This is a genomic window from Dethiothermospora halolimnae, from assembly GCF_037577855.1.
Taxonomy (GTDB): Bacteria; Bacillota; Clostridia; order Tissierellales; family VENL01; genus Dethiothermospora; species Dethiothermospora halolimnae.
This window is the reverse complement of sequence record NZ_JBAKFX010000088.1, coordinates 1-8,657: the sequence shown is the minus strand read 5'-3', so window position 1 is coordinate 8,657 and position 8,657 is coordinate 1. Positions and strand designations below refer to the sequence as shown.

Here is an 8,657-nt window from a genome sequence, read left to right as displayed (position 1 = left end):
AAATACTTATCTTCGGTGAATATAGCTGGAACTATTCCTTTAACATTTGATGGAACATTATATTTTTCAAGGAACTCATAAAATTTATTGTAATTTTCTTTCACACCTATGTTCTTTTTTATTATTTTTATATTTTCTTCATTACTTACTTCTTCTAATAAGCCTTCTATTTCATCACAGGTACTACAGGAAGTTATGTAAAAATAATTTATGATAATTTTATCCTCTTCTTTAGCTAGGATTTTAGAGTTAATGCTAATTATAGATGTTATAGTTAAAAAAATAACAATTATTTTTAGTTTTAGTCTGTTATTAATCATTGACGAGCTTGTCCCCTTTAATTATATTTTTTTCATATTTTTGATGTTTTTACATTGCATTAATGTTATATATTGTTAATTCAATTATACACAAACTTCATTGGAATTACAAGCATATTTTGGAATTTATTTTAATATAATGGAATATTGCCTTTTATTATGTTTTTTGGTATGATATTTGGGGTATGGGTCGGGGGATTACGAATCCCCCAACAACTGAACATACTTCCTCGCCTATTCCTTCAGTGAAGGGATTTAATTTATACAGGCCCTACATGTTTGGCAGTTTGATTTTCTTTTGTTTTTTTCTTTAATAAAAAGTAGAGGAGAATAAATTCTCCTCTACTTTTTATTAAACCTCTTCTCACTATCATCCAAATCTAAAGCCAATGTTCCTCCAGGGTTCATAATATTATCTGGATCAAAGTGATTTTTCAAGGCCTTAAATATTTTCATTTGATTTTCCCCTATTTGTCCTTCAAGCCAGGGGGCTGTCATTTTTCCTATACCATGATGGTGACTCATGGCTGCTCCATATTTTTGAACATTATCAAGGATTCCATACTGATAATCTAAATATTCTTCGATACTATCCATTTTAGCTATGAATATAAAGTAAAGGTTTGCCCCTTGGGGATATACATGGGACATATGGGTCATACATATAGTATTTGGTCTACTTTTACAATATTTTCGGACTCCCTTATGAACCTTTTCCATTGTATCCCATGTTACTGAACATTCTAAGGTATCGGTCATAATTCCAAAATCCTGCATAATATCCCTCATATATGGATCTCTAAATCGGCCTTTTTCCCATCCCTTTACTGGGTAACCTGTTAAGTACATGGCACCGTATCTTTTGCATATTTTATGTAACCTCCTTTTTATATTTTTAGTAAAACCCTTTTCTCCATCGGTAAATCCTAAAAACAAACATCTTTCCATTTCTTTAAATCCTCTTACAGTCATTAGTTTATCTAGAACCGTTCCTTCTACTCCATAAAGCTTTAGCATTACATCGGTTTCTTCAGGATCCGATAGTCTAAATACCGATGGATATCCAAATTGGGACTGCATTATTTCCCTAGCAGCATTTCTTGCATCTTCCCAAGTTTTAAATATATAGCTAAATCTCCGTTGATTCTCAGGCATATATCTAAATACCTTTAATGTTATATGGGTTAATACTCCAAAGGTTCCTTCACTGCCCATCATTATTTCATCAATAGATGGTCCCGTTGCCTCAGCAGGATACTCCCCACTCTTTATTGTTCCCACTGGAGTTACATATTCCTGTGCCATAACCATATCCTTTATATTTCCAAAGTAAGTGGAGTTTTGCCCTGCACCCCTTGTTACAACCCATCCCCCTACAACTGAATATTCAAAGGATTGGGGAAAATGACCACAGGTGTACTTTCTCTTAGCGTCAAATAAGTTAGGAGCATCATTTAGCACCTTCTCAAGTTTAGGTCCCGACATTCCCGCTTCAACAGTAATGGTTTGATTTGTTTCATTAAACTCTATTACTTTATTAAAGTGAACCCTCATATCTAGAGAAACTCCCCCCTTAACACATTCTACTCCTCTAGTAACAGAGGAACCTCCCCCATATACATATAGTGGTATTTTTTCTTCAGTACAGTATTTAACTATCTTTTCTATATCATATTTATCCCTTGGATATATAACTATATCAGGAATATTTTCAACTATCTTTTTTCTAAGTCGCATAACATCTACCATTGTTTTTCCATAGGCTACCTGTAATCTTGTATAGTTATCCGTTTTTACATTGTCTTTTCCCACTATCTTTCTAAATGTATCTATTTGTTCTTCTGTTAAATTAATTTCTTTATTAAACTTTACTTCTTCTAATCCCAACTCTTTAGACTCTTTAAAGTCGTCATCTGTTATACCAAATTTCTTTTTCATCATATTATATAATCTTTCATTGGGAATCTTGTAATCCTCTGGATTCCCCCATTTAAATATGGAACGATAACTCCCTTTAGGTGGCGCCTCTTTATGCCATTTTGGTTCAAAACCTTTGTACTCTTTAGACATTTCTTCTCCCCCTTTTTAAATTCCCCCCTAATACTCTGGATATCCAGTTATATCTTTGATATCCTTATATAGATCTTTAAGTCTTGGATATATTTTTTTATAAACATTTTCGTATAAGTCCCTATATATACCTACATTTTTTTCTGTTGGCTTAAATTCACTGGTGTAATGCACCATTTCCCTTACTGCTTTTTCATAGGAGTTATATACTCCTATTCCTACAAACCCAACTACAGCAGCCCCCAAACCACTGGCTTCATGGGTTTGGGTTCTATATACCGGTCTATTAAACATATCTGCAGTTATTTGGCAAATGGCATCACTTTGGGAGCCTCCCCCAGAAACTGTAATACGCTTTATATTATTTCCTGATTTTCTTTCTATCTTTTCTATACCATCTATAAGGGCATAATTTATTCCCTCTATTATAGCCCTATATATATGAACCCTAGTATGAACATCTCCAAACCCAATAATAGAACCTTTAGCTTCAGGGTTTTTAAGTCCTGGGCCCCAAAAGGGTTGTAGTATAAGCCCATGGGAGCCTGGTGGTATATGATTTAACCTTTCATTTAATAGTTCCTCTGGAGCTATATTCTTTTCCTTCGCCTCTATTAACTCTTTTTGGGCAAATTCACTTTTAAACCAACTTATCATCCAATATCCCCTAAATATCTCCACTTCAGCATTATAATACCCCGGCACTACTGCTGGATAGGAGGGCATAAACTTTAATGGTTCAAAATATTCTTTAGAAGTAGTTTGTATAGTACATGTGGTCCCTAAACTTATACTTCCACTTTCACTATTCACACATCCGCTGCCTAATGTTTCGCAACCTTTATCTGAACCTGTTGAAATAACAGGTAACCCTTCTTTTATTCCTGAAAGTTCTGATGCCTCTTTAGTTATATATCCTAATATATCTCCCGGTTCAACTAACCTTGGCAATTTGTCTTCCTCTATTGAAAAGATAGGCCATCTAATACTGGTTTTACTTAACCACTTTTTATTTTTATAGTCAAAGGGAATATGTCCTATCTGACTTGCCACTGAATCCACCATATCTCCCGTCAATTTATATGTTAAAAATCCAGATAATAATAAATATTTATAGGTTTTATCCCAAATCTCCGGTTCATTTTCCTTAATCCAATTGGACTTTGTTTTTTTTCTTGCCACTTCAACGGCTTCTTTCATTCCAACAGCTTTGAAGGCTAACTTCCCTAATATAGGTAATGATTCTTTACATTCTGCCATTCTTTGGTCTAACCATAGTATTATCGGTCTTAATACATTACCATCTTTATCTAAGTTTACACAACTATCCCTAAGGGTGGTTACCACAACCCCTTCAATTCTGTCCCATTGTTTATAATTCTCGTTTTTCATCTTTAAACATATTTTACATAGATTTTTCCAATATATATTGGGATCTTGCTCTGCCCACCCTGGTTTTACAGAAAAATATGGTTTAAATTTTGCCTTTTCTTTTTTTAATAAATTTCCCTTTTTATCAAACAATAAAGCCCTTATACTTTGAGTTCCACAATCGATTGCCAGTATCAATGGTTCATTCATTTTTATCATCTCCTAGTGTATTATCTATATTTGCCGTTGTTATAACATTAATTCCTGTATTAAATATGTCTTTTAATACTACCGTTCCCATTTTTAATGGTTCATTAATTTCTATATCATTAATCAATTTCATAAGGGGAAAAATATATTTTTTAGGTATTTCCCCATCAGTTCTTACTGGAACCCTCGGAAAGTCTTTAATAGAAGTTTTTACTGTGGTACATATTGTTCTAGTGGGATTTGTCATCTCATTTATAGCAAAGTCCTTCCCCTTTGGACATTTGTTTCCTTTGACTATCCAGTTATTATTTTCACCTTTGTAGACATTCAATGGACATCCACTGGGACACACAATACATATAATTTCTTTCATGATTATACCCCCAAAACCAATAGAGCTTAAGCTCCATTGGTTAATTTTAAATTGTAAATTTTAAATGAGTTGGGATAGTAGAAATTCCCCACCAATGCAATCAGCAAGCTGATTGCTCCGCCGCTTTCAGGGCGGTGGTCTGGGCATGCCCAGACCCTACGTTAACTTTCCACATGTATACTTTAAGCTTAAGTTTCCATCAATATATTAATCTCCTTTGTTCCCTTCTCTATATCATCTAAATCAATCTCTATTCGTTCCATTTCAGGGGGTTTTAGAAATCTATATTTTTTATTAAATATTATTTTATTATTACTGGTTATTTTAACTCTAGCATTTTTCATATTTTCTTTACTTCTAAAGTATATTATAATCTTTTTATTTTTTGATTTTATATCTATATACTGGGGAACAGTATATAAGAATTCTCTACTTTTATTAACTTTTATCAGTTTTCTTTCATTTCTTTCTTTTATATATCTAGCACTATTTTCCCCAGCTATTTCTCCACTTTCCGAAACATAGTCTACTAAATCATTTACATGAAGGGCATTTCCACAGGAGAATATTCCATCCTTCATTGTCATAAAGTTTTGATCAACATAGGGACCTTTTGTATCATCATCAATATCTATATTTAATAATTCCGCTATTTCATTTTCTGGGATTAGTCCCACCGATAATATTACTCCATCACATTCAATTATCTTTTCAGTTCCCTTTATTGGTTTCATATTTTTATCTACCTTTGAGATTTCCACTGCCTCTACCCTATTATCTCCTATCACCCTTGTTATTGTATGGGATAGATACAATGGTATATCATAGTCAATTAAGCATTGATATATATTTCTATTTAAACCCGATGGTATATCTTTAGCTTCATATACCCCTAAAACCTTAGTTCCTTCCAATGTTAATCTTCTGGCCATAATAAGTCCAATATCACCGCTCCCAAGTATAACACATTTTTTACATGGAAGATATCCCAATATATTTACATAGTATTGTGCCGTTCCCGCAGTGAAAACCCCTGCTGGTCTATTTCCATGGATAAATACCTGTTTAGCCGTTCTTTCCCTACATCCATTGGCTAGGATTAATGATATTGCCTTTATCTTTATCACACCATTATTGGGATTTAATATGGTTAAAATATAACCGTCCTTCCCCCCTTTAACATCAATTACAAAGGTAGACGTCATTATAGATATATCTTTATTTTTCACCATATCTATATATCTTTGGGCATATTCTGGTCCAGTTAGTCTTTCTTTAAACTTTACTATTCCAAAGCCATCATGTATACATTGTTTTAATATTCCCCCGACTCTCTTTTCCCTTTCAATTATTAATGTGGAAACTCCTTTTTCATATCCCTTAAGGGCAGCTGCTAATCCTGCTGGGCCTCCTCCTAATACCACTAAATCATACTCTTTCATGCTCTTGTCCCCCTACCTCCCTACTTTCATATATATTATTATCCTTAGTTTTATTTACAAGAAGTTCAGAGCCTTTTCCCTTTTTAGTTATTTTAGTCATATCAGTTCCCAACTCATCTTCAATTATTTTAGTTATAAAGGGCATACAAAATCCCCCTTGACATCTTCCCATTCCAGGCCTTACTCTTTTTTTTATACCATCAACGGTTTTAGCAGGTATAGGTGCATGTATAGCTTCTATAATTTCCCCTTTACTTATCTCTTCACATCTACATACTATTTCTCCATAATTAGGATTGTTTTTTATAAACTTATTCCTTTTACCAATATCCATATCATTTAACCTAGGTATACCTTTTCTTATTGGATTCCAATTTTCTTTTCTTTTAACATTGGTTATTTTACTTAATTTCTCTATAGTTATTTTCTCTATTTCCTCGGAAATGGCAGGGGCTGAAGCAAGACCTGGAGACTGAATTCCTGCTGCATGGATTAGATTAGCAACGTATTCTGAAGCTTCTATTATAAAATCTTCTTCATATGTAGAGGCTCTAGTTCCAGCCATATAGGTTATTACATCCTTAGATGACAGTTTAGGCAACAATGGTAAGAATTTCTCCATAAGATTTGATATATTATCTCGATTAGTTGTATAATCCTCTCTATAGGGTTGTTCATAGGCATCAGGACCTATCAGTAAATTATCATCTATTGTCTTAACTATGCCTCCTCCCTTTGTATTTCCCTTAGTACTTCCGATTGATGGTTTAGCTACTACTGTATCTAATAATTCTCCTTTTTTCTTATCTATTAATATAATTTCTCCCTTTCTAGGATGTATTGTAAAAAACATATCATCTGCCATATCTGCTATTTTATCACTATATATTCCCCCTGCGTTTATAACCACTTTAGGACATATAGTTCCTCGATTGGTTTTAACAGATATTATTTTACCGTGTTTTTTCTCCATGGATTTTACTAAAGTATTAAATGATATCTCCACACCATTTAGTACTGCATTTTCACCATAGGCTATGGTCATCTTATAGGGTGACAAAACCCCTGTACTGGGAATATAAAAACCACCGGTTATATTTTCAGTTATAGATGGCTCTAGCTCTAGTATTTTCTTTCTATTAAGATACTCTATCCCCTCTATTCCATTTAGTTTTGCCCTTCTTTTTATAAAGGGCATAGCAAGTCTCATAAATTTCTTATCAAATAATATTAAAGATCCTATTCTTCTAAAGGGAACGTCTAATTCTTTAGCTATCCTACTATACATCTTATTACCCTTAACATTAAACTTAGCTCTTTTACTTCCTGGTTTAGGACTAATCCCTGGATGTATCATTCCATCATTTCTAGAGGAAGCATGGATAGCAAGATCTTCTTCTTTATCAACTAATAATATACTAACATTCCATTTTGATAACTCCCTAGCTATAGAGGCTCCTGTAATTCCCCCTCCAATTATAAGAACATCTACCCTTTTCTTGTCCAATATATTGTCACTAATTAATGGTTTTTTCATATCCGGTATATTTAAATTTTTTACCTCTAGTTTATTAACTACACCTTTATATCCACCTTTAGCGGCAATTTTCCCAGCTAAAACAACTTCATCCCACGTATCCACTACCCCCTCTAATAGAACCGATGAATGCCACTGGGTACATGTGATATCTTTTGATATCTCCTTTTTTATATCCTTTTCAATATCAACTACCTTTCTCATTATCCCTCCCCCTTTACCAGTGATGATGTCCGGATGTCTTATTGTTTAATAATATGTATATTCTTTAAGGGTGGGAAACATTACTTTTAATTTATTTTTATATAAAAATAAAGTAGGAACTGGATATCCAGTCCCTACTCATTATAAATAACTACTTACCTAAAAATATATTTGCCTCTCGCAAAAACTCTTTAACATCTTCTGTCTTAGTTTCTTCTATTAATCTCTTTATTATATTATTTAACTTATCCATTGTTAAATCTTCCGGTTGTTCTATTAAGGCATTTTTAATATTATCTAAATCCTTAATCATATTTTTAATATCTTCATCTGAAGGTTGATTTTCTACGTCTTTAAATTGTATAGCTGCTGCCCAGTTTTCTAGAACAAGTCTATATTGATTAAAAAATTTATAAGCACGGTAGTTTCCACCGTACCCTCTATCTTTATCTTTATAATCTAAATAAATTGAATAGTCACCGATATGTTTTGAAGTATTCATTACTTCCCTACTTGCCATAATCAAACGCTTAACTTTAGCATATGGAGAGTTTACTATATTTAATGCTTCAACATCTGACTTTGCATCGTCAATTGAGTTTATAGAATGAGATTCTATAATATCACGGTATCTATTGAAAAAATGTTTCTGATATTTATAATCTTTATAAATGATAATATTAAATACTAAAGATATTAAAAGACAAATAATAGCTAAATTCTTTAAATTTAAAAACTTATTACTTTTGATAAATATCACCTCCATAGGTATATATTACAGTATATTTCTATAAATTTCAATTTATGTTTTTTAGCACTATCGAGAAATAAGTGAGAATACAACTATTTATATTCTCACTTATTTAAGAGTACTAACAGCAAGAGTAGATATGAATTAGTAATCTTACATCCATGGAAAGTAATTGACCTAAATACTATTATTAAAAATAATATAACATAAAATGACTTAGATAAATATAAATGGTATAATATGAGTGTTAAATGGTAATGTAAAAAGTTCTATGAAAAACTAATGTTATGGATAATACTGGGATAAACCAGTGGAATTATACTAAGTCCACCGTAGCCGCCCTTGACAAACAGTAATCAAATGATATTTAAAATATAAC

The 8,657-nt window shown here is 32.4% G+C and carries 6 protein-coding genes and 1 pseudogene; all 7 read right to left on the bottom strand.

All coding sequences use genetic code 11. The features are described from left to right. Positions 1-320: pseudogene (locus V6137_RS19610) on the bottom strand (hypothetical protein); the annotation flags it as partial. Between the two features lie 342 nt (positions 321-662). Continuing rightward, entirely contained in the window at positions 663-2,390 is a 1,728-nt protein-coding gene (locus V6137_RS19605; protein ID WP_425449658.1) for an FAD-binding oxidoreductase, read from the bottom strand. A gap of 27 nt (positions 2,391-2,417) precedes the next feature. Then, a complete protein-coding gene (locus V6137_RS19600) occupies positions 2,418-3,971 on the bottom strand; it encodes an FGGY-family carbohydrate kinase (protein ID WP_425449657.1) in 1,554 nt (517 codons plus the stop codon). Continuing rightward, positions 3,964-4,344, bottom strand: a complete 381-nt coding sequence (locus V6137_RS19595) for a DUF1667 domain-containing protein (protein ID WP_425449656.1) — start codon at positions 4,342-4,344, stop codon at positions 3,964-3,966. Before V6137_RS19595 ends, V6137_RS19600 begins: the two co-directional genes overlap by 8 nt. Positions 4,345-4,532: 188 nt before the next feature. Beyond that, on the bottom strand, positions 4,533-5,786 hold the full coding sequence (locus V6137_RS19590; protein ID WP_425449655.1) for an NAD(P)/FAD-dependent oxidoreductase: 1,254 nt from the start codon (positions 5,784-5,786) through the stop codon (positions 4,533-4,535). Then, complete coding sequence (locus V6137_RS19585) at positions 5,773-7,527, bottom strand: FAD-dependent oxidoreductase (RefSeq protein WP_425449654.1); 1,755 nt, start codon at positions 7,525-7,527, stop codon at positions 5,773-5,775. Before V6137_RS19585 ends, V6137_RS19590 begins: the two co-directional genes overlap by 14 nt. A 151-nt stretch (positions 7,528-7,678) precedes the next feature. Further along, positions 7,679-8,293 (bottom strand): hypothetical protein, encoded by a 615-nt coding sequence (locus V6137_RS19580; protein WP_425449653.1) that lies wholly within the window; start codon positions 8,291-8,293, stop codon positions 7,679-7,681. Positions 8,294-8,657 lie beyond the last annotated feature (364 nt).